15 protein-coding genes and 5 pseudogenes are annotated in these 20,096 nt (G+C 70.0%); 11 read left to right on the top strand and 9 right to left on the bottom strand.

Going from position 1 to position 20,096, the window contains the following annotated elements:
• The first annotated feature begins 74 nt into the window (after positions 1–74).
• The 5 genes and pseudogenes from E4N62_RS38120 to E4N62_RS38140 all read left to right on the top strand — a co-directional run bounded on the left by E4N62_RS38120 (position 75) and on the right by E4N62_RS38140 (position 4,793).
• A pseudogene (locus tag E4N62_RS38120) lies at positions 75–1,365 on the top strand (IS256 family transposase).
• 10 nt (positions 1,366–1,375) lie between these two features.
• Positions 1,376–2,611, top strand: a complete 1,236-nt coding sequence (locus tag E4N62_RS38125; RefSeq protein ID WP_230222092.1) for a replication initiator — start codon at positions 1,376–1,378, stop codon at positions 2,609–2,611.
• Entirely contained in the window at positions 2,604–2,840 is a 237-nt protein-coding gene (locus E4N62_RS38130; RefSeq protein ID WP_230221983.1) for an AlpA family transcriptional regulator, read from the top strand. Before E4N62_RS38125 ends, E4N62_RS38130 begins: the two co-directional genes overlap by 8 nt.
• A complete protein-coding gene (locus tag E4N62_RS38135) occupies positions 2,840–4,057 on the top strand; it encodes a site-specific integrase (protein WP_230221985.1) in 1,218 nt (405 codons plus the stop codon). The genes E4N62_RS38130 and E4N62_RS38135 overlap by 1 nt, the downstream gene beginning before the upstream one ends.
• Before the next feature lie 568 nt (positions 4,058–4,625).
• On the top strand, positions 4,626–4,793 hold the full coding sequence (locus E4N62_RS38140) for a hypothetical protein (RefSeq protein WP_230221987.1): 168 nt from the start codon (positions 4,626–4,628) through the stop codon (positions 4,791–4,793).
• 86 nt (positions 4,794–4,879) lie between these two features.
• Here E4N62_RS38140 and E4N62_RS38145 read toward each other — a convergent pair whose 3' ends face one another.
• Positions 4,880–5,641, bottom strand: coding sequence for a phosphoglyceromutase (locus E4N62_RS38145; RefSeq protein ID WP_184892423.1), 762 nt, complete (start codon positions 5,639–5,641; stop codon positions 4,880–4,882).
• A gap of 225 nt (positions 5,642–5,866) precedes the next feature.
• Between E4N62_RS38145 and E4N62_RS38150 the strand changes: the two genes are divergently transcribed.
• Complete coding sequence (locus E4N62_RS38150; protein WP_230221989.1) at positions 5,867–7,273, top strand: MFS transporter; 1,407 nt, start codon at positions 5,867–5,869, stop codon at positions 7,271–7,273.
• Positions 7,274–7,290: 17 nt separating this feature from the next.
• Here the strand turns inward: E4N62_RS38150 and E4N62_RS38155 are convergent, their stop codons facing one another.
• Positions 7,291–7,749, bottom strand: coding sequence for a DUF2000 domain-containing protein (locus tag E4N62_RS38155; protein WP_230222093.1), 459 nt, complete (start codon positions 7,747–7,749; stop codon positions 7,291–7,293).
• Positions 7,750–7,900: 151 nt separating this feature from the next.
• Here E4N62_RS38155 and E4N62_RS38160 point away from each other — a divergent pair, with 151 nt between their 5' ends.
• Entirely contained in the window at positions 7,901–8,761 is an 861-nt protein-coding gene (locus E4N62_RS38160; RefSeq protein WP_230221992.1) for an AraC family transcriptional regulator, read from the top strand.
• Here the strand turns inward: E4N62_RS38160 and E4N62_RS38165 are convergent.
• Together E4N62_RS38165 and mshA are read right to left on the bottom strand one after the other, a co-directional pair.
• The gene (locus tag E4N62_RS38165) at positions 8,706–9,221 is read right to left on the bottom strand and encodes a YbjN domain-containing protein (protein ID WP_215456404.1); all 516 of its coding nucleotides are present in this window, start codon (positions 9,219–9,221) and stop codon (positions 8,706–8,708) included. The genes E4N62_RS38160 and E4N62_RS38165 overlap by 56 nt on opposite strands.
• 62 nt (positions 9,222–9,283) lie before the next feature.
• Positions 9,284–10,624, bottom strand: a complete 1,341-nt coding sequence (gene mshA / locus E4N62_RS38170) for a D-inositol-3-phosphate glycosyltransferase (RefSeq protein ID WP_230221994.1) — start codon at positions 10,622–10,624, stop codon at positions 9,284–9,286.
• 267 nt (positions 10,625–10,891) lie between these two features.
• Here mshA and E4N62_RS38175 point away from each other — a divergent pair.
• The 3 genes and pseudogenes from E4N62_RS38175 to E4N62_RS38185 all read left to right on the top strand — a co-directional run.
• Positions 10,892–11,793, top strand: a pseudogene (locus E4N62_RS38175) (class I SAM-dependent methyltransferase).
• A gap of 451 nt (positions 11,794–12,244) precedes the next feature.
• A complete protein-coding gene (locus E4N62_RS38180; RefSeq protein WP_230221996.1) occupies positions 12,245–13,360 on the top strand; it encodes a C40 family peptidase in 1,116 nt (371 codons plus the stop codon).
• Positions 13,361–13,811: 451 nt separating this feature from the next.
• Positions 13,812–15,287: pseudogene (locus tag E4N62_RS38185) on the top strand (SpoIIE family protein phosphatase); the annotation flags it as partial.
• Between the two features lie 49 nt (positions 15,288–15,336).
• Here the strand turns inward: E4N62_RS38185 and E4N62_RS38190 are convergent.
• From E4N62_RS38190 to E4N62_RS38200, 3 genes are all read right to left on the bottom strand, one after another.
• Positions 15,337–15,681 carry a DUF2516 family protein gene (locus E4N62_RS38190; protein WP_230222095.1) on the bottom strand — a complete coding sequence of 115 codons (345 nt, stop codon included), beginning with the start codon at positions 15,679–15,681 and terminating at the stop codon, positions 15,337–15,339.
• A gap of 223 nt (positions 15,682–15,904) precedes the next feature.
• Entirely contained in the window at positions 15,905–16,510 is a 606-nt protein-coding gene (locus tag E4N62_RS38195) for a hypothetical protein (protein WP_230221998.1), read from the bottom strand.
• A gap of 128 nt (positions 16,511–16,638) precedes the next feature.
• Positions 16,639–17,187, bottom strand: a complete 549-nt coding sequence (locus E4N62_RS38200; RefSeq protein ID WP_230222000.1) for a helix-turn-helix domain-containing protein — start codon at positions 17,185–17,187, stop codon at positions 16,639–16,641.
• Positions 17,188–17,403: 216 nt separating this feature from the next.
• Between E4N62_RS38200 and E4N62_RS38205 the strand changes: the two are divergent.
• A pseudogene (locus E4N62_RS38205) lies at positions 17,404–17,877 on the top strand (transposase); the annotation flags it as partial.
• On the opposite strand, the gene E4N62_RS38210 reads toward E4N62_RS38205, so the two are convergent.
• Together E4N62_RS38210 and E4N62_RS38215 are read right to left on the bottom strand one after the other, a co-directional pair.
• Positions 17,784–18,494, bottom strand: coding sequence for an IS30 family transposase (locus E4N62_RS38210; RefSeq protein ID WP_268270301.1), 711 nt, complete (start codon positions 18,492–18,494; stop codon positions 17,784–17,786). The pseudogene E4N62_RS38205 and the gene E4N62_RS38210 overlap by 94 nt on opposite strands.
• A 69-nt stretch (positions 18,495–18,563) precedes the next feature.
• Positions 18,564–19,977, bottom strand: a pseudogene (locus E4N62_RS38215) (NF041680 family putative transposase).
• Between the last annotated feature and the right edge of the window lie 119 nt (positions 19,978–20,096).

Consider the following 20,096-nt stretch of genomic DNA (forward strand, 5'->3'; position numbering starts at 1 on the left):
CCACGTGTTCCGAAATCGAGCACCTGAAGGGGTCTGTACGGTGAGCGGTGTAACTCCCGAGCTGGAAGCGACAGTTGATGACTGACGTGGCGAGTGATATCGGGGCCGGGGAGGCCGTTGTGAGTGGGGCGGGCGCCGTGGATGACGGGCTGGTCGCCGAGCTGGTGGCCCGGGCCCGGGCCGGTGGGGTGAAGCTCACCGGGGAGGGCGGCCTGCTGCAGCAGCTGACGAAGCGGGTGCTGGAGTCCGCGCTGGAAGGCGAACTCACCGATCATCTGGGGCACGAGTTCGGTGAGCGGGCCGGGGGGCGGCCGGGAGAACTACCGCAACGGGCACCGGCCCAAGACGGTGATCACCGAGTCGGGGCCGGTCGAGATCGCGGTGCCGCGGGACCGGGCCGGGTCGTTCGAGCCGCAGCTGGTCAAGAAGCGGCAGCGGCGTCTGGGCGGGGTGGACGAGATGGTCCTGTCGCTGTCGGCGAAAGGGCTCACGCACGGGGAGATCTCCGCGCATCTCGCCGAGGTGTACGGCGCGGAGATCTCCAAGTCCACCATCTCCACGATCACCGACAGCGTGATGGCCGGCATGACGGAATGGCAGAACCGTCCCCTGGACAGCGTCTACCCGGTCGTCTTCATCGACTGTGTGAACGTGAAGGTCAGGGACGGGCAGGTCGCCAACCGGCCCGTCTACATGGCGGTGGCGGTCACCGCCGAGGGACACCGGGACATCCTGGGCCTGTGGATCGGCGACGGCGGTGAAGGTGCAAAGTACTGGCTTCAGGTCCTGACCGAGGTCAAGAACCGCGGCGCGGCCGATGTCCTGATGCTGGTCTGCGACGGTCTGACCGGCCTCCCGGACGCCGTGAATACGGTCTGGCCTGCGACGATCGTCCAGACCTGTGTCGTTCACCTATTGAGGAACAGCTTTCGTTACGCGGCCCGGCAGGACTGGGAGAAGATCGCGAAGGCGCTCAGGCCCGTCTATACCGCGCCGACCGAGGAGGCCGCGCTGGAGCGGTTCGTGGAGTTCACTGACACCTGGGGCGGGAAGTATCCGGCGATCGTCCGGCTCTGGGAGGCGGCCTGGGCGGAGTTCGTGCCTTTCCTCCGGTTCGATGTGGAGATCCGCAAGATCGTCTGCACCACGAACGCGATCGAGAGCATCAACGCGCGGATCCGCAAGGCCGTCCGGGCCCGAGGGCACTTCCCAACCGACCAGGCCGCTCTCAAGTGCGTCTACCTGGCCGTCATGAGCCTGGACCCGACCGGCACCGGACGCAAACGCTGGACCATGCGCTGGAAGGCCGCACTCCAAGCCTTCGACATCACCTTCGACGGCCGGCTCACCGCCGGACGCCGCTGAACAAAACCGACTGAGTTCCACCGTTCGCTACACAGACCCGCACGACGTCGACACCACGACCGGCGAGATCGGCCGCGTCCTCCACCACCTCGACTCCACCGACCTCCCGGCCGGCCAACTCCTCGTCCGCTGCAACAACCGCCGTACGACTCGGTGCGCGGCCTGCTCCGAGGTCTACCGGCGCGACACCTTCCACCTGATCACCTCCGGCCTGCGCGGCGGCAAGGGCACCCCCGAACACGTCGCCACCCACCCCCGCGTCTTCGCCACCTTCACCGCACCGAGCTTCGGACCGGTCCACAACCGGCCCTCCAGCGGACGGCCCTGCCGCTGCGGCACCCGCCACGACCAGGACGACGCCCAACTCGGCACCGCGCTCGCCCCAGACACTTACGACTACGAAGCGGCCGTTCTCTGGAACGCCCACGCCGGTCCGCTCTGGCGACGCTTCTCCACCTACCTGCGCCGAGAGGTCGCCAAGCGCGCTGGCCTGTCACAACGCCGGTTTCGCGACCACGCCCGCGTCTCCTTCGCCAAGGTCGCCGAGTACCAAAAGCGCGGCGCCTTCCACTTCCACGCCGTCATCCGCATCGACGGCCCCACCGGCGGCGACACCCCACCCCCGGCCTGGGCCACCGCCGAACTGCTCACCGACGCCATCGAAACAGCGGCGGCCAAGGTCCGAGTCGACGGCCCGGTCATCGACGGACGCGCCCACACCTTCACCTTCGGCCGCCAACTCGACGTCCGCGCCATCCGCTCCGCCGACTTCAACGACGGCCAGGAGCTGACCGAACGCGCGGTCGCCGCGTACATCGCCAAGTACGCCACCAAGGGCGCCGAGACCGCCACGGGAGCTCTCGACCGGCCGTTGAAGTTCGCCGCCGAGCTGGCCCAGCTCGACATCAGCGACCACGCCCGCCGACTCATCCGAACCGCCTGGTTCCTCGGCGCACGCAAGGATCTCGAACACCTCCGCCTGCGCGCCTGGGCCCACATGCTCGGCTTCCGCGGCCACTTCTCCACCAAGTCCCGCCGCTACTCCACCACCCTCGGCGCCCTCCGTCACGCCCGCGCCGAATGGCGCCGCGCCCAAGCCGCAACGGCCAACGGACCCGCGCCCGACACGACGTACGTCCTCGCGCACTGGGTCTTCGCCGGAACCGGACTCTCCGACACCGAAGCCTGGCTTGCCTCATCGCTCGAACCCGCCCCCGGAACAGAAGGAGAGCCGACCCATGGCTAAGCGCCATCTCGCCGTTGTAGAAGCGGCAGCCGAACCGCACGCTCTGCCTTCGCGGTACCTGACTCCTCTGGACGTTGCCGAGATCCTGGGCGTGCCGGTCGAGACGGTCTACCAGTGGCGGCGGAAGCGCACTGGGCCGCGTGGCTTCCGGGTTGGCCGGCATCTGCGCTACGACCCCGTGGACGTGCGGGCCTGGGTCGAGTCCCTGATGGAAGGGGCTGCTGCCTGATGGCCGGGCACATCCAAGACCGCTGGTACAGGACGGAGACCGGGCCGGACGGGAAGGCTCGCAAGGTCAAGACGGAGCGGTACGGCACTGGGTCCCGTTACCGGGCCCGGTACATCGGGCCGGACGGTACCGAGAAGTCCAAGAGCTTCCCCGACCGGCAGAAGCGGCTCGCTGATCAGTGGCTGGCGCACACTGAGGCCGACATGGCGCGCGGGCAGTACATCGACCCGCGTGCGGCTCGGATCACCTTCGAGCAGTACGCCGAGAAGTGGGTGACTCACGCGCCGGATCCGAACACCCAGGCGTCGATGGAGTCACAGCTTCGGCTACACGCCTTCCCCTACCTGGGCTCGCGTCCGCTCGGCTCCTTCCAGCCTGCTCACATCCGTGACTGGGTCGGGAAGCTGCAAGAGAACGGTGTCCGGGGTTCGTACGCCCGGACGATCTACTCCAACGTGCGTGCCGCGCTGAGTGCGGCCGTGGACGACGGGCATCTCCCCCGGAATCCGTGTGCTGCCCGCTCGGTCCGGCCGCCGACGGTGGACGTCAAGCGCGTCGCTCCCTGGACGCCGGAACGGGTCTTCGCCGTGCGGGCCGCCATGCCTGAGCGGTACCAAGCCATGGTCGACCTGGGTGGCGGCTGCGGGCTCCGCCAGGGGGAGATCCTTGGCGTCGCCGTCGACGCGATCGACTTCGAGTCGGACACGCTTCACGTGGTCCAGCAACTGAAGCTGAGCCGGAGCAAGGCGGTGTTCGCTCCGCCCAAGGGCGGCAAGCTGCGGGATGTGCCGCTTCCTGGGCCTGTCGCTGATGCGCTCCGGGAGCAAATGAAGCGGTTCCCGCCGGTCGAGATCACCTTGCCGTGGAAGGTGGCGGACGGGCCTGCGGTGAGCAAGCGGCTGATCTTCACCGGGCCTCGTGGCGGGCATGTCTGGCGCACGTCGCTCAACGAGGAAGCGTGGAAACCAGCGCTCGCCGCTGCCGGGGTCATCCCGGTCCGGCAGCGCGGCCAGCCCTACGCCGAGTCCCGCGAGAACGGCATGCACGCGCTCCGGCACTTCTACGCCTCGGTGCTCCTGGACGCTGGCGAGAACATCAAGGCTCTCGCCGAGTACCTGGGGCACTCCGACCCCGGCCTCACTCTGCGTGTGTACGCGCACCTCATGCCGTCCAGCCAGGAGCGCACCCGCAAGGCGATAGCTGCCGTATTCACCTGATGCGGCATACCGGGAAAGAGCCTCAGACCAACCGCCAGTGAACAATTCCTCAGCCCGCAATACGGGAGCTAGCATTTGGAATCACCACACGTGAATGCTGTACACGCAGCGGAATTACCGAAGCTAGCATTTGGAATCACCACACGTGAATGCTGTACACGCAGCGGAATTACCGAAGCTAGCATTTGGAATCACCACACGTGAACGCTGTACACGCAAGGACATGCCAAAGTCCAGGTTCATCCCTGCCGACCGGTAGCCCCTGACGAGCGGGCGAGTGCGCGGCTAGGTGACCTGATGGACCACTCCCACCCAGCAGTTAGACCTGGGTTTTTCAGCAACTCATCTCCCTCCTCGCACGAGCCCGTATCGCTCCAACGGAGAAACGTACGACCACGCTGACGGTTTTAGCTGCGGATTTGTAGCGGCACTCATTAGGCCGCTAAAGTCCACCCAGCCGTCGAGAGAACAAGAGAAGGGCCGCTCACGGGCATGAGCGGCCCCTCGCCCGTCGGCACATTTGTTCACCAGCACAATAGGAGAAGCAATGCCACCTACGGAGAGGCCCATGGTGCCACGACGCGGACTGCGTATCGACCTCATCCCGCGTGAACTGCCTCTGGGCCTCATCGGCCTCGGCGGCGCAACGCTCGCCGTGTGGGTCGGCGCCGAACCCGTCGCTGTCCTCCCACTGGCCTTCCTCGTGTCGGTCAGGGTGAGACTCCACCGCATCTGAGCCCGACGGCCCAGAGACGGCCCCAGCACAACAACGAGCCCCCTACCAGCGGACAACCCGCAGGTAGGGGGCTTGATCAGCTCTGGTTACTTCTTCTTGCCCTGGTTCTTGACTGCCTCGATTGCGGCCGCTGCTGCTTCCGGGTCGAGGTAGGTGCCGCCGGGGTTCAGGGGCTTGAAGTCGGCGTCGAGTTCGTAGGCGAGGGGGATGCCGGTCGGGATGTTGAGGCCCGCGATGTCGGCGTCCGAGATGCCGTCGAGGTGCTTGACCAGGGCGCGGAGGCTGTTGCCGTGGGCGGCGACGAGGACCGTGCGGCCGGCCAGGAGGTCGGGGACGATGCCGTCGTACCAGTACGGCAGCATGCGGGTGACGACGTCCTTGAGGCACTCCGTGCGGGGGCGCAGCTCCGGCGGGATGGTCGCGTAGCGCGCGTCCGACGCCTGGGAGAACTCCGAGTCGTCCGCGAGCGGCGGCGGCGGGGTGTCGTACGAGCGGCGCCACAGCATGAACTGCTCCTCGCCGAACTCGGCCAGGGTCTGCGCCTTGTCCTTGCCCTGGAGGGCCCCGTAGTGGCGCTCGTTCAGGCGCCAGCTGCGGTGGACCGGGATCCAGTGGCGGTCGGCGGACTCGAGGGCCAGCTGCGCGGTGCGGATGGCGCGTCGCTGGAGGGAGGTGTGCAGCACGTCCGGGAGCAGGCCGGCGTCCTTCAGCAGCTCACCGCCGCGCGTCGCCTCCTTCTCGCCCTTCGGAGTGAGGTTGACGTCCACCCAGCCGGTGAACAGGTTCTTCTCGTTCCACTCGCTCTCGCCGTGGCGGAGGAGGATCAGCTTGTACGGTGCGTCGGCCATGGCCCCGAGCGTAATCGACGGCCGGGAACCACCACACGGGTGGCCGACAGGCGGACAGGGCCGACACGTGGGGGGGGGGACCGGGTTCCGCTCTGTCCGGTTCCCCTACCCGTCGGCTTACGCCCCCGACAGTTGACTGGGGTTGTTAATTGGGTGGCTCGTCTCTCGTTCGCGTTCGTAAGTTGTGTTCACTGCTTTAGCCGCTTACGTCCGTGGGGGAACCGCATGCCACTCGTCGCCGCCAGACGTGCTGTCCGGGAAACGGTGTCGGGGCTTCCCCGCGAGTTCTGGTGGCTGTGGACCAGCACCCTGGTGAACCGCCTCGGCGCCTTCGTCGCGACCTTCATGGCGCTGTACCTGACCCTGGACCGTGGGTACTCCGCCTCCTACGCCGGACTCGTCGCCTCGCTGCACGGGCTCGGCGGCGTCGTCTCGTCACTCGGCGGTGGGGTCATGGCCGACCGGCTCGGGCGGCGGCCAACCCTGCTCGTCGCACAGGTCTCGACGGCCCTGTCCGTCGCACTCCTCGGCTTCGTCCAGGACCCCGTCGCGATCGCCGCCGTCGCCTTCCTCGTCGGCGCCGCCAGCAACGCGTCCCGCCCGGCCGTCCAGGCGATGATGGCCGACATCGTCCGGCCCGAGGACCGCGTCCGCGCGTTCTCCCTCAACTACTGGGCCATCAACCTCGGCTTCGCCGTCTCCTCCATGGCCGCCGGTTTCATCGCCGAGGTCAGTTATCGCGCCGGGTTCCTGATCGAGGCCGGGATGACGCTGACCTGCGCGATCCTCGTCTTCCTGAAGCTGCCGGAGTCGCGGCCGGAGAGCGGGACGGCGGCGGGGAAAGCCGGCGTCACGGACGCGGTCGGGCTCGGGACCGTGGTGCGCGACGGGCGGTTCATGGGTGTCGTCGGGCTGTCCTTCCTCGTCGCACTGATCTTCCAGCAGGGGTCCGTGGGGCTGCCGGTCGCGATGGGCGAGGCGGGCTTCACTCCGGCGGACTACGGTCTCGCCATCGCCGTCAACGGGGTGCTGATCGTCGCCCTGCAGATCCCGGTCACCCGGTTCATCGAGCACCGGGACCCGGGACGGCTCCTCGTCGTCTCGTCCGTGCTCGCCGGGTACGGCTTCGGCCTCACCGCCTTCGCCGGGTCGATCGGGGTCTTCGCCCTCACCGTGTGCGTCTGGACCCTCGCCGAGATCGTCAACGCACCGACCCAGACCGGGGTCGTCGTCCGCCTCTCGCCCGCACAGGGGCGTGGCCGTTACCAGGGCATGTACACGATGTCGTGGTCCGTCGCCGCGCTGGTCGCTCCGCTCATGTCCGGTGTCGTCATCGACCGGTGGGGCGCGGAGTGGCTGTGGGGGCTGTGCGCGGTGATCGGGACCGTGGCGGGGGTCGGGTACTGGGCGCTCATGCGTCGGATGCCGGCATCGGAGGACGGAGCCGCGGCGCCTGCCGCCGTACCGGTGGAGCAGCAGCCCTGCGGCGGGGAGCCGGTCCCTGGACAGCCGGCCCCTGGACAGCGGGTCCCTGGGCAGCCGGGCGGTCAGAAGCCGGGCGGCGAGAAGCCGGGCGGTGAGAAGCCGGGTGGCGGGCGAGCCGCCGTGGGGGAGGTCGCCGACGCGGTCTGAGGACCTCCGGCACGGTCTCACGGGTGCATCCGCGCCCCCTTCACCACCTTGTCCACCCCGTTGCGCGGGCCGTACACCGCCAACCCCACCAGGTCCAGCTCCCCCGTCGCCACGGACCGTACGGCTGCCCGGTTGTCGTGGTCGTTGCCGGTGGCGAACAGGTCGGACGTGAAGAGCGCGCGGGGGAGGGCGCGGGACAGTACGCGCGCGTGCGCCGCCTTCAGGACCTCCTTCGTCGCCTCGAAGACGAGGACCGGCTGCCGGAACATCGGGAGGTAGGCCACCTTGTCGGCGTCCTCGTACGGCTCGCCGATCACCTCGGGGATGGTCGGGCCGATGCCGCTGACCAGGAAGGACGTGACGTTGAGGCGCTGCCAGGTCGCGAGGTCGTCGCGGAGGAGGACGGCGATCTTGGTGTCGCAACGGGTGGTGGGCGGCGGCGTACTCGCGGGGGCCGCGGTCGACACGGAGGACATGGCAGTCATAGAGGGCACGGAGGTCGCGGAGGGCACGGAGGTCGCCTCAAGGGGCTCGTCGAAGGGCTCTTCGGAGCGCTCTTCGGAGGGCTCGCTGTTCATGGGATGAGACTGCCGATCGCCGGGCAGCCCCGTCTTGTACGTTCTTTGCATGGGTACCCAGCGGCCCGGTTCCCCCCGGCGTGACGTCACCGCCTGGCGGCCGCGCGTGCCCGGTGTCGTCGAGGTCTTCCACGCGCACTACACCGAGTACGCGTACCCCATGCATGTGCACGACGTGTGGACGCTGTTGATCGTGGACGACGGGGCCGTGCGCTACGAGTTGGACCGGCATGAACACGGGACGCCCCACGACACGGTGTCGTTGTTGCCGCCGTTCGTGCCGCACAACGGCGCGCCGGTGACGGAGCGGGGCTTCCGCAAGCGGGTGCTGTACCTGGATCCGGACGCGCCCCTGGCCGCGCTGGACGCGAGCCTCGTCGGGGCGGCGGTGGACGGGCCGGACCTGCCAGATCCCGTACTGCGGCGGCGGGTGGGGCAGTTGCACGCGGCGCTCGCGCGGCCCGGCGACGAGTTGGAGGCGGAGAGCCGGCTGGCGCTGGTCGGGGAACGGTTGCGGGGGCATCTGCGGCCGGCGGCTCCGGCGGGGGGTGTGGCGGGGACCGCTCCCGCCGGGCGTGCCGTCGCGCATCGGCTCCGTGAGCTTCTCGACGAGCGGGTCACGGACGGGATCACGCTGGAGGAGGCCGCGGGAACGGTCCAGGCCCACCCCTCGCATCTCGTACGGGCGTTCGGCGCAGCCTTCGGCATCGCGCCGCACCAGTACCTAATGTCCCGGCGGGTCGAGCGGGCCAGGCGGCTGCTGTTGGAGGGTGTGCGGCCGGGCGAGGCGGCGGCGATGGCCGGGTTCTACGACCAGGCGCACCTGACGCGGCACTTCAGGCGGTGGGTGGGGGTCACCCCTGGTCGCTATCGGAACGGTCGCCCGCCACGTCCCGGGTCAGATGGCTGAACGCGTCCAGATTGCGGGTCGGTTCGCCCCGGGAGACGCGCCAGGCGTACTCCCTGCGGATCGCGGAGGCGAAGCCCAGCTCCAGGAGGGTGTTGAAGGCGCCGTCGGCCGCTTCCAGGACCTGGCCGAGGAGGCCGTCGATGCCCTCGGGGGTGACGGCGGCGAGCGGCAGCCGGGCGGTGACGTAGATGTCGCCGAGCGGGTCGACGGCGTAACTCACGCCGTACAGCTTGAGGTTGCGCTCCAGGAGCCAGCGGTGGACGCCCGCCTCGTTCTCGTCGGGGTGGCGGATCACGAAGGCGTTGAGGGAGAGGGAGTGCCGACCGACGATCAGGGAGACGGTCGTGGAGAGCTTGCGGGTGCCGGGGAGTTTCACGACGTAGGAACCCGGGTCCGGGCTCTCCCACTCCAGCTCGGCCTCGTTGAGGACCTGCTCGATGATCGACGCTTCGTCAGCCATGGGGCGAGGGTACCCGCCGGTACGCGGGGGTCGACTGCGGAGCCGCGGCCGGGCCCCGGGGCTCACCCGTGGTGGCCCCTGGCCCGGGGGCGGCGGTAGTCGTGCATGGCCGCCGTGTACACGTCCGCGGTGGCGGCGGCCGAGGTGTCCCAGCCGAAGGACTCGGCGTGGCGGGCGGCGGCCGCGCCCATGCGGGCGGTCAGCTCGGGGGCGTCGGCGAAATCGCGGAGCACGCGCGCGTACGCGGCGGGATCGTGGCCCTGGACCAGGAAGCCCGTCTCCGTGTCCCGCACGGCGACCGGTAGACCGCCCACCGAGGCCGCCAGCACCGGCGTACCGGCCGCCTGCGCCTCGATGGCGACCAGCCCGAAGGACTCGCTGTACGACGGCATGACCAGCACGGACGCCGCCCGGAACCAGTCCGCGAGCTGCTCCTGCCCGACGGGCGGCCGGAACCGTACGACATCGGCGATGCCGAGCCGCGCGGCCAGCTTCTGCAAGCCCTCCGGCTTGGCGAGCCCGCTGCCGCTCGGCCCGCCGACCACCGGTACGACGATCCTCGACCGCAGCTCGGGGCGCTCGGCGAGGAGGACGGCGACGGCGCGGAGCAGGACGTCGGGGGCCTTCAGGGGCTGGATACGGCCGGCGAAGAGCGGGATCAGGGCGTCCTGGGGCAGACCGAGGCGGGCCCGGGCCGCGGCGCGGCCGTCGGCGGGACGGAAACGGTCGAGGTTGACGCCCGGGTGGACGACGGCGACCTTGGCCGGGTCGGCCTCGTAGTGGCGTACGAGTTCGTCGGCCTCCTCGGCCGTGTTGGCTATGAGGCGGTCGGCGGCGCGGACGATCTGGGTCTCGCCGATGACGCGTGCGGCGGGTTCGGGGGTGTCGCCGGCGGCGAGCGCGGCGTTCTTGACCTTGGCCATCGTGTGCATGGCGTGCACCAGGGGGACGCCCCAGCGCTGGGCGGCGAGCCAGCCGACGTGGCCGGAGAGCCAGTAGTGCGAGTGGACCAGGTCGTAGTGGCCGGGGCGGTGGCCCGCCCACGCCTGCATCACGCCGTGCGTGAAAGCGCAGAGCTGGGCCGGCAGCTCCTCCTTGGCCAGCCCCTCGTACGGGCCCGCGTCGACATGCCGGACCAGGACGCCGGGCGCCAGCTCGACCGCGGGGGGCAGGGCGCCGGTGGTGGCCCGGGTGAAGATCTCCACCTCGATGCCCTGGGCGGCCAGCCGCTGCGCCAGCTCCACGATGTAGACGTTCATCCCGCCCGCGTCGCCCGTGCCGGGCTGGTGCAGCGGTGACGTGTGCACCGAGAGCATCGCGACCCGGCGCGGCCTGCGGTGCAGCCGAAGCCGCCCCGCGCCGGCCGGGGAACGTCGCCCGAGCCTGCTGACGTAGTGGCTCACGTGGCGTTCCTCCTCGCTCCGGGCATGCCGTCGGGAGGGCGTGGGGTCCCTCTCGGGAGGGGGAACACCGGAGGAGGCCGTTCCATTTCCCCTTTGCGCAATTATTACCTAGCTTCGCTCAACCGTTCGAGTACCTGAGTGCGTGGGGGCGTGGCGGCCGGGGTGTGGCGGCCTGGGCGCGGGAGGGGCGTGGGAGCGTGGTGGCATGAGCTGAGCTCGCTGGGAGTGGGGGCACGCCCCCCCGGGAGGCGGACATACGCTCACCTCATGGCCAGACCAGTCGGCACCGTGACGCGTGGCACCACCAACCCCAACCGGCTGCGTCGCATGGACCGCTGGATCGCGGCGACGCACGGTGCCGCACTCCGCCGCGCCACCGCCCCCCTCGCCGTCGACCTCGGTTACGGCGCCGCCCCTTGGACCGCCGTCGAACTGCTCCGCCGCCTCCGCACGGCGGCACCCCGCACTCAAGTCGTCGGCATCGAGATCGACCCGGCCAGGGTCACCGCGGCCCAGCCCTATGCGTGCGAGGGTCTGACCTTCCGGCACGGCGGCTTCGAGGTACCGGTGCCGGGCCGCCCCACCCTCATCCGGGCGGCGAACGTGCTCCGGCAGTACGACGAGGACGAGGTCGCCGCCGTCTGGGAACGCCTGTGCGCCCGCCTCGAACCGGCCGCACCGCCCTCTCCCCGCCCGCCCCATCCCACTCCAGGCGCGCACACCCCAGGCCCTCGCACCACGGACCTCCGCGCCGCGAGCCCCCACTCCCCACCGCCTCGTACCCCTCCGGGGGTCTGCTCGTCGAGGGCACCTGCGACGAGATCGGCCGCCGGCACGTCTGGGTCGCCCTCGGCCCGGAGGGCCCCCGTACGGTCACCTTCGCCACCCGGCTCGGCTCCCTGGACCGCCCCTCCGATCTCGCCGAACGCCTCCCCAAGGCACTCATCCACCGCAACGTCCCCGGCGAACCGGTGCACGCGTTCCTCCGCGATTTCGACCGCGCCTGGGCGGCCGCGGCGCCCTACGCCTCGTACGGAGCCCGGCAGCGCTGGATCCGCACGATCCGCACGCTCAGCGCGGACTGGCCGGTACGGGACGGGGTCTCGCGCTGGCGCCAGGGCGAAGTCACTGTGGCGTGGGAGGCGTTGGCGCCGCGGCCCCGCCATTAGCCGAGAGCCCCGCCCGCCTCCTCATCTTCGTACACCCTCGCCTCCGCACACCCTCGTCTCCGCACACTCTTGCCTCCGCACACTCTTGTCTCCGCACACTCTTGCCTCCGCACACTCTTGTCTCCGCGCGTTCTCGTCTCCGCGCGTCGTCGCCCCCGTACGCCCTCGCCTCCGCACATCCTCGTGGCCGCGCGCCCGGCGCCCACCACTCTCGATTACGCAGAGCAACATTTTCGTGACGCACGGGAACGATCGCCGCGGGCCGTTCGTCGGACAGTCGAGGGCGGTGTCACGCAGGTGGGAGCAGGGGAGGGAGGAAGAGGCGGCGGGCAGAAGCGAGTTCTTGCCCACCTCTGTCGCATTCCGCGACGTCGTGACACGATCACCCGGGCACCGGCAAGTTACTGACGGTTAATCAGTTCTGTATCCATTGGGGTTGGGGGCAAGAGGTATGGGAGTCGGCAAGCGGAAGCTGACCATGGTGGCCGTGGCCGTGGTCTGCGCGATGACCGTCCTGGGCGCGCCGGTCACCGCGTACGCGAGCCAGACGAAACCGGCCGAGCCGACCCCGAGTCCGACACCGACACCCTCGTCCTCGTCCTCGCCTTCGCCCGGCTCGACTCCGGTGACGAACGAGGAGTTGGAGCGCGTCCGCACCAAGCTGGAGGGCCTCTACCACGACGCCGCGGTCGCCACGGACGCGTACAACGCGGCCGAGGAGCAGGCCGACAAGCAGTCCGAGGAGCTCGTCGATCTGGCCCACGAGGTCGTCAAGGGCCAGCAGAAGCTGGACAAGTTGCAGGACCTCATCGGCGCCGCGGCCCGCGCCCAGTACCGGGGCGCCGGCCTCCCGGCCGAGGTGCGGCTGTGGCTGAGCGAGAACCCCCAGGACTTCCTGGAGGGGGCGGACCGCCTGCGTCAGGGCCAGCTCGCGACGAAGGGTCTGCTCGCCGAAATGACCCGGACCCAGCAGGACTTGGAGCAGTACTCCAAGGACGCCTCCGCGCGCTGGGAGAAGTTGGAGACCAACCGCAAGGCCAAGGAGAAGGCCAAGAAGAAGATCAAGAAGCAGATCGCCGCCGCCGAGGAGCTGGAAGCCCAGCTGGAGGACGACGAGCGGGAGCGGTTGGCGCAGTTGGAGGAGGAGGCCGCGCAGAAGTCACAGGCGGCGTGGCTGGACTCCGGAATACTCGCCGAGATCAACGGCAAGGCGACGCCGCAGGGGAAGAAGGCCGTCGAGTTCGCCACGAACCAAATAGGCAAGTGGTACGAATGGGGCACCGAAGGGCCCGACACCTACGACTGCTCCGGTCTCACCAGCGAGGCGTGGGCCGCCGCCGGGCTGACCATCCCCCGCACCTCCCAGGAGCAGTGGCGTCAGCTCAAGCACATCGACATCCAGGACATGCGGCCCGGCGACCTCATCATCTACAACGCCGATGCCAGCCACGTCGCCATGTACCTGGGCGACGGCTCCATCGTCCACGCGCCCCGTCCGAACCGGAAGGTGTCGATCGCGGGCGCGGGCACGATGCGGATCCTGGGCGTCGTACGCCCGGACGCGTGAGCTGACGGGCCGACGAGGAGGGACGAGGAGGGCTGAGCCGACCGGCTGGGGCCGGAGGCTGAGGGTGCGACCCCGACGGTCGCACCCGAACCGCACCCCGGCGACACCCCGCGTCACACCGCACCGAACCGGCCCCGCCACCACTCCCGCGTCACACCGCACCTCAACACCCCGGCTTCCAACACACCCCGTACCGCACCAAACCACCGCACCCCACCCACACCGCACCGTCCGCCCACGCCCACCACACCCCGCCGTGAGCCACCCCACGTGACTCTCGACACCTTCGCCACCCGGCTCAACCTCCGTCGCGTGACATTCGTCATCCCAGGGGAAAGCCCTGCCATGTCCAAGTGCGGTACGGGATGCGGCATATGACGTCGGCTGTTTACCACCCGACGCCCCGTCTCCCATTCCGTTGCGACGGCGCCTGGCGCTAAGGTCCCCGTCGGTGGGTCGAGGTCCCTCGCCCGCCGTGCCCTCGGGGGGAGGGAAGGAAACCCAACACGATGCCCGTACCCGTACCGCGGCAGAGAGCGATCCCGGCCGCGGAGAGTGGTCAGGCGCACGCCGCGTCCGCGGCCGGCGGACCGTCCGGAGAGGGGGCTGCCATGAACGCCTCGGCCCTGGCCCCGACAGACAACTCCACAAACCAGCCCGGCCCCCACGCCGCCGGCCCCGGTGCCACGGGCCCGGCCCCCAGCCCGGCCCCACCAACCTCACGGTCCTCCTCATAGAGGACGACCCGGCGGGTTCCCTCAACGTGCCCGAACTGCTCGACTCGGCGGGCAAGCCGATCCGTGTCCGCACCGCCCGCAACCTGACCGAGGCCCAGCGGCTGCTGACCGACGACGTCAACTGCATCCTCCTGGACCTGGCACTCCCGGCCCCGCCCCGCCCCACCGACCCGGACACCGAGTCGGCCGACGCCCTCGACGACGAACTCGCCGTCCTCAAATACGTCCTGAACCTGGCTCCCCGCCACGCCGTCCTGGCCCTCACCGACTCCGGCGACGCCGAACGCGGCACGGAGGCGGTTCGAGTGGGCGCACAGGACTACCTGTTCCGGGACGAAGTGGACGGCCGGCTGCTGAGCCGCGCGATCCGTTACGCGGTGGAGCGCAAGCGGTCCGACACGGCCGAGCGCCGACTCACCGAGTCCAAGCTGCGCGCCCAGGAGAACGCCCGCCTGGAACGCGGCCTGCTGCCGACCCCCCTCCTGGAGGGCTCGTCCCTGCGGTTCGCCGCCCGCTACCGGCCGGGCCGTTCCCGCGCGCTGCTCGGCGGCGACTTCTACGACACCGTCCGCACCCCGGACGGCACCGTGCACGTGATGATCGGCGACGTCTGCGGGCACGGCCCGGACGAGGCGGCGCTCGGCGTGGAGCTGCGCATCGCCTGGCGGGCGCTGACCTTCGCGGGGCTCTGCGGCGACGAGCTGCTGTCCACGCTCCAGCGCGTCCTGGAGCACGAGCGCGAGAGCGACGAGATCTTCGCGACGCTCTGCACGGTCGACATCGCCCCCGACGGCCGCCGCGCGGGCCTCTGCCTCGCGGGGCACCCGGCACCGCTGATCGTCCGCCACGGCCAGGGCGGCCGACCGACCCCGCCGGCGGAGCTGCTGCCGTACGACAACGGCGGCCCGGCCCTCGGTCTGCTGCCGAACGCCCGCTGGCCGCGCACCCAGATCGAACTGGGCGCCGCGTGGAGTCTGATGCTCTACACCGACGGCCTGATCGAGGGCCGGATCGGCCAGGGCAAGGAACGGCTGGGCCAGGACGGCATGGTGGAGATGGTCCGCCGCCAGCTCGCCGAGGGTCTGCGCGGTGAGGAGCTGCTGCGCGCCGCCGTGAACGAGGTCCGCGACCTCAACGGCGGCGAACTGACCGACGATGTGGCGGTCCTCCTGCTGGACCGGGAGGCCTGAGCAGGCTCGGGCTCGGACGAGGCCGGACGAGGCCCGACCTCGAAGGAGGTCAGCGGCCGCCGTTGTAGGGGCCGTACGGGCCGTCGCTGCTGGAGCCCCGGTTGCCGCCGCGGCCACCGCCGCCGGAGATCTGCCGCACTGCGGGGCGTACGTCGACGATGTACACGATGCTGGCGATGAGGCCGATGATCGGGAGGAACGACAGCAGCGGGAAGAGCAGGCTGACGACGAGCGCGATCCCGAGGATGACCAGCCAGAAGACCTTGGTCTGCTTGTCCGTCGCGCGGAACGCGTCCTCCCGCCGGAAGGTGGCGTCGATCAGCGCGAACGCGGCGAGTGCGATCACAGCGAGCTGCAACAGCCCCATGAACCCCGCGAAGCCGTTCATCAGCATGGTGCCCACCACCGCCCGTTCCGTTCACGCATCCGAATACCGACCGTCTCTCCCACGCGGCCACCGTACCCGTAGAACGGGCCGGCCACCCCAAAGGTGCCCGGCCCGTCTCCGTACCGCGAGGTACTGAGAGGCACTACGCACGTACCTGCACGCGTACCCCTCGCTCTGTCACCGACTCCGTCGTCGGCTATGTCGCCCACTCGGCGGCTCGCCCTGCCGCTTACTTGGCGGGCGGGGTGGTCTTCTTGGCGGTCGTCGTCTTGCGCGCCGGAGCCTTCTTCGGCGCGGCCTTCTTCGCGGCGGGGGCGGGCGCGGCCTGGGCCGGGACCGGCTTCGCGGCCGCCGGCTCGTCCTTGACCTCGACCGGCTGGGACTTCGGCTCGACGGCGATCGCAAGCTCCTCGATCTCCTCCGCGGCCTCACCGCGCCAGGTGCGCACGGCCTGCTCACCGTGCTCGGCGACGCGCTCGTACGTCTCGCGGGCCTTGACCGCGTACTCGGCGGCGACGCCGACGCTGCGCAGCGCGAGGTCCTGGGCGGTCTCGCCGAGCTTCTTCAGGTCGGTGTCGAGGGTGCCGATGATCTCGGTGACCTTGGTCTGGAGGTTCTCCTGGGTCTCCTTGACGCGGGCGGTCGCCTTCTCCTGCACGGCCTTCGGGTCCGTCTGGCGTACGGCGTCGATCTTGGCCGGCGCCTCGGCGCGCAGCTGCTCGACGAGGCCGGGGACCTTCTTCGCCTGCTGGAGGGCGAGGTCGGCGGTGCCGGCGGCGAAGTAGAGGGGGGTCGGGTCGCTGACGGCCTTGCGGATGTCGTCGGTGATGGCCATGGTGAGGGTCCTCCGGGTTGCTAACTGCTGAGGGTTGGTGGTCGTTCCGGTCCGCTTCGACGGCTTCGGCGTGGGCTCCGACTCCGGTCTGGGCTTCGGCTTGGACTTCGGCTTCGCGGTAGGCGTGGTCAGCTCGCCGTCCGCCGCGGACCGGCGTCGCCGCCGTCGGCCTTGTGAGAGCCGGGGGCCGGGGCGTCTTCGACGCCCGCGATGTCCGTCCCCGTCGCCGTCGTCGCTGTGGCAGCTGTTTCGGCGTCGATCCGTATGTCACTCTTCGCCGCGGCCTCGACCTCGGATCCGGCCTCGGATCCCACCTCGACCCCGATCTCGAATCCGTTCTCCTTGCGGAAGGACTCGTAGATCTGGAGCAGCACCTGCTTCTGCCGCTCGTTCAGCGTGGGATCGGCGAGGATGACAGCGCGCGTCTCGACCTCGTCCCGGTCCCGCTCGGCGTCGAGGATGCCGGCCCGCACGTACAGCGTCTCGGCGGAGATCCGCAGCGCCTTGGCGACCTGCTGCAGCACCTCCGCGCTCGGCTTGCGCAGCCCGCGCTCGATCTGGCTCAGATACGGATTGGACACCCCGGCGGCGTCGGCGAGCTGCCTGAGCGACAGCTGCGCGTTTCGCCGCTGTTCACGCAGGTACTCACCGAGATTGCCGACGTTGAGCGATGCCATGCCTCCACCATGCCCCACCCCCGCTAACTATTGCAAGCACCCGCTTGCAAAAGTGCGCTACACCACTGCGGGGGACGAGTGAGCCTGAGCAGGGTCTGTACGGTGAGCCGTGTAACTCCCGTTCCTACTGGGAGAGTTGATGCCTACCGTGATGGACAAGAACGAGCTGAGCCCGGCGTCACCGAGAAGGCGGAGGCGGCAGCGGCCGGACTGGACATGGAGCTGGTGGGCCGGCTGATGGAGCAGGCCCGTTCGCAGGGGCTGGAGCTGACCGGCGAGGGCGGTCTGCTGCAACAGCTGACGAAGGTGTTCCTGGAATCGGCCCTGGAGGGCGAACTCACCGCTCACCTGGGCCATGAGAAGGGCGAGCGGGCCGAGGGCGGCAGGAAGAACTACCGCAACGGACACGGCGAGAAGACCGTGAACGCCGATTCCGGCCCGGTCCGCACCGCGGCCCCCCGGGACCGGGCGGGCAGCTTCGAGCCGCAGATCGTGAAGAAGCGTCAGCGCAGGCTGGGCGGGATCGACGAGATCGTCCTGTCGCTGTCCGCGAAGGGCCTCACCCATGGTGAGATCAGCGCTCACCTGCGGGTGATCTACGGCATCGAGGCGTCGAGGACGACGATCTCCACGATCACCGACAGCGTGATGGCCGGCATGGCGGAATGGCAGAGCCGCCCGCTCGACCGTGGGCGGTTTCCACTGATCGTTGCGAATGAGCGGTAAGCGAGCTCTCTCGACCAGCGTCTCATGGCCTCGGCCGGGGTGCGGTCTCCGAGGACGTGGCGGGGACGTTCGTTGAGTTCCCGTTCGACTTGCGTGAGGTCACGGAGAGTGTAGTGAGCGAGGCTGGTGCCCTTGGGGAAGTACTCCCGCAGCAGCCCGTTGGTGTTCTCGTTGGTGCCGCGCTGCCAGGGTGCGTGTGGATCGCAGAAGTAGATCCGGAAGCCGGTGAGGTGCTCTATTTCCTCGTGGTGGTGGAGCTCTCGGCCTTGGTCCCAGGTGAGCGTGCGCCGCAGGGAAGCGGGCCAGTCGCCGGTCTGCTCCACGAGCGCATCGCGGACCTGCGGGGCCTTCCAGCCGCCGGGCAGATGGATGAGCCGGACGTAGCGGGTGGCGCGGTCGACCAGCGTGCCGATCGCGGATCCCTGGCCCTTGCCGACGATCAGGTCTCCCTCCCAGTGCCCTGCCTGCCGGCGGCCCTCGGCCTCTCGAGGGCGGGTGTGGACCGGCCTCATGTTCGGGATGGCGTTCTTGGAGGGTATGCCCCGGCGCTGCTTCTTGCGGCGCGTCCTGCGGGTACGCAGCTACAGACCCACTCCCGTTCGACGCACACCACTCAAGATCGGAACGACAACAGCCACTGAGCTTGATCATTAACCTCGCTGCTGTTTCAGGCGGACGTGTTCGGTGAGGGTTTCGATTCGTTTCACGGTCTTCCCCGGCTCGTGACGCGGGGCTGGCCTGCGGTTCTTCGAGCCGGGTGGGCGTCCGGGGCCGGGCTTGGAGGGTCTGGGCACGTCGGCGGGACGGGCTGTCTTCACGCGGAGGTGGCGAAACCCCCGGCGGACCCGGGCGGGGGTAAGTCGGCGCGGCTCGGCAGGCCGTTCCCAGGGTCGGCGGAGGTCCTCGGCGAGGGGCCGGGCGAGGCGGAGTTGGGTGTGGGCGGCGATGATCAGCCAGGTCCACAGGTCGGCCGTGTGTGGATCGCGGACCTTGGGGACGGTCCAGCCCAGGGTCTGTTTGAACAGCCGGAAGGTGTGTTCAAGATCGAATCTGCGGAGGAACGCCTGCCACCGCAGGTCGACGTCCTGTCCGGTCATTCCGGTGCGTGAGGACCACAGCCACACCGGCTTGGGGTCGCGGTCGCCGGGCAGGTGCCCGACCTTCAGCCGGATCAACGTGCCGTGGATTAAAGGGAGTTCACCGCAGTGGTCGAGCCAGGGGCCACGGGCCTGCAAGCGGGGGGTGCATCCGGTCCCAGGCGAGGGCTTCGGCCTGGCCGTAGCGGGTGGTGTCGCACGTCGTGGCCTGTTCAGGGGTGTGCCAGGACTCCGGCTTGGAGAAGGTGAGGACGCCGCCGTGCTTGCGGGGCTGTCCGCCGCGTGGGGTGGAGCGGCGTGGGCCGGCGTCCCGGAGCATGACGCGGTCCGAGCGGAGCCGGCCGATCAGCTCGACGGGCAGGTCGGCCAGGACGTAGGCGAGGCGGGTGACGTCGTAGCCGGTGTCCATGACGACGAGGATGTCCGCGTCGCCCGGCCGCCACTGCCCGGCATGCACCAGCCGGGTGACCACCTCCCGCAGCTGGGTGGCGGTCACCGCGGTGGCATCGTCGGCCGGCCCGAGCCGCATCGCGTCCAGCACGGCAGTCCAGGACGTGCGTCCCGTCTCCAGTGCGGCGACGAAGGAGTAGGGCCAGCCGGGGATGAACTGATCCGCACTGCGACCCCGCCCGTAGACGTGGCAGAACAGCAACTCCGGGCTGGTGGGGGCGTCGGGTCGCAGCCAGTTGCTCACGTCCACCGCGAGCACGATCCGCCCGTCGGCGGCTCGCGGCAGCGGCGTGGAGGCCAGCAGCCTGCGCAGGCGGCGCGGTTCCAGCCAGCCGTGGTTGACGGCGTCGTACATTGCTCCGTGCCCGCGCCGGTGCTCGGCCGTGAGCGTCAACTCGACCAGCGAGGTGACCGGGCCGTCCGAGCACAGCACCGCGTCGGTGAGCTCGAAGAGCGCATCCGCCCGGGTGTAGAGGCAGTCGTAGAACTCGACACGAAAGTGGGACAGGACACCCAACGCGGCGTCAGCGGACTGTTCAGCGGCGAGACTCTTCACCAGCGGCCGTTCCTTCACGCGACGTTGCTCGACACCTCGAAGCGTGAAGAACGGCCGCCCTGCTGTCTCGGGAACGAGCC

The organism is Streptomyces sp. MNU76, assembly GCF_020982545.1.
Taxonomy (GTDB): domain Bacteria; phylum Actinomycetota; class Actinomycetes; order Streptomycetales; family Streptomycetaceae; genus Streptomyces.

What these genes read in the sequence shown, in the direction of transcription:
- E4N62_RS38200 (WP_230222000.1), bottom strand. Translation starts at nt 17,187, where the DNA reads ATGGCATCGCTCAACGTCGGCAATCTCGGTGAGTACCTGCGTGAACAG.
- E4N62_RS38180 (WP_230221996.1), top strand. Translation starts at nt 12,245, where the DNA reads ATGGGAGTCGGCAAGCGGAAGCTGACCATGGTGGCCGTGGCCGTGGTC.
- E4N62_RS38140 (WP_230221987.1), top strand. Translation starts at nt 4,626, where the DNA reads ATGGTGCCACGACGCGGACTGCGTATCGACCTCATCCCGCGTGAACTG.
- E4N62_RS38190 (WP_230222095.1), bottom strand. Translation starts at nt 15,681, where the DNA reads ATGCTGATGAACGGCTTCGCGGGGTTCATGGGGCTGTTGCAGCTCGCT.
- E4N62_RS38150 (WP_230221989.1), top strand. Translation starts at nt 5,867, where the DNA reads ATGCCACTCGTCGCCGCCAGACGTGCTGTCCGGGAAACGGTGTCGGGG.
- E4N62_RS38130 (WP_230221983.1), top strand. Translation starts at nt 2,604, where the DNA reads ATGGCTAAGCGCCATCTCGCCGTTGTAGAAGCGGCAGCCGAACCGCAC.
- E4N62_RS38155 (WP_230222093.1), bottom strand. Translation starts at nt 7,749, where the DNA reads ATGTCCTCCGTGTCGACCGCGGCCCCCGCGAGTACGCCGCCGCCCACC.
- E4N62_RS38160 (WP_230221992.1), top strand. Translation starts at nt 7,901, where the DNA reads ATGGGTACCCAGCGGCCCGGTTCCCCCCGGCGTGACGTCACCGCCTGG.
- E4N62_RS38135 (WP_230221985.1), top strand. Translation starts at nt 2,840, where the DNA reads ATGGCCGGGCACATCCAAGACCGCTGGTACAGGACGGAGACCGGGCCG.
- E4N62_RS38145 (WP_184892423.1), bottom strand. Translation starts at nt 5,641, where the DNA reads ATGGCCGACGCACCGTACAAGCTGATCCTCCTCCGCCACGGCGAGAGC.
- E4N62_RS38165 (WP_215456404.1), bottom strand. Translation starts at nt 9,221, where the DNA reads ATGGCTGACGAAGCGTCGATCATCGAGCAGGTCCTCAACGAGGCCGAG.
- E4N62_RS38195 (WP_230221998.1), bottom strand. Translation starts at nt 16,510, where the DNA reads ATGGCCATCACCGACGACATCCGCAAGGCCGTCAGCGACCCGACCCCC.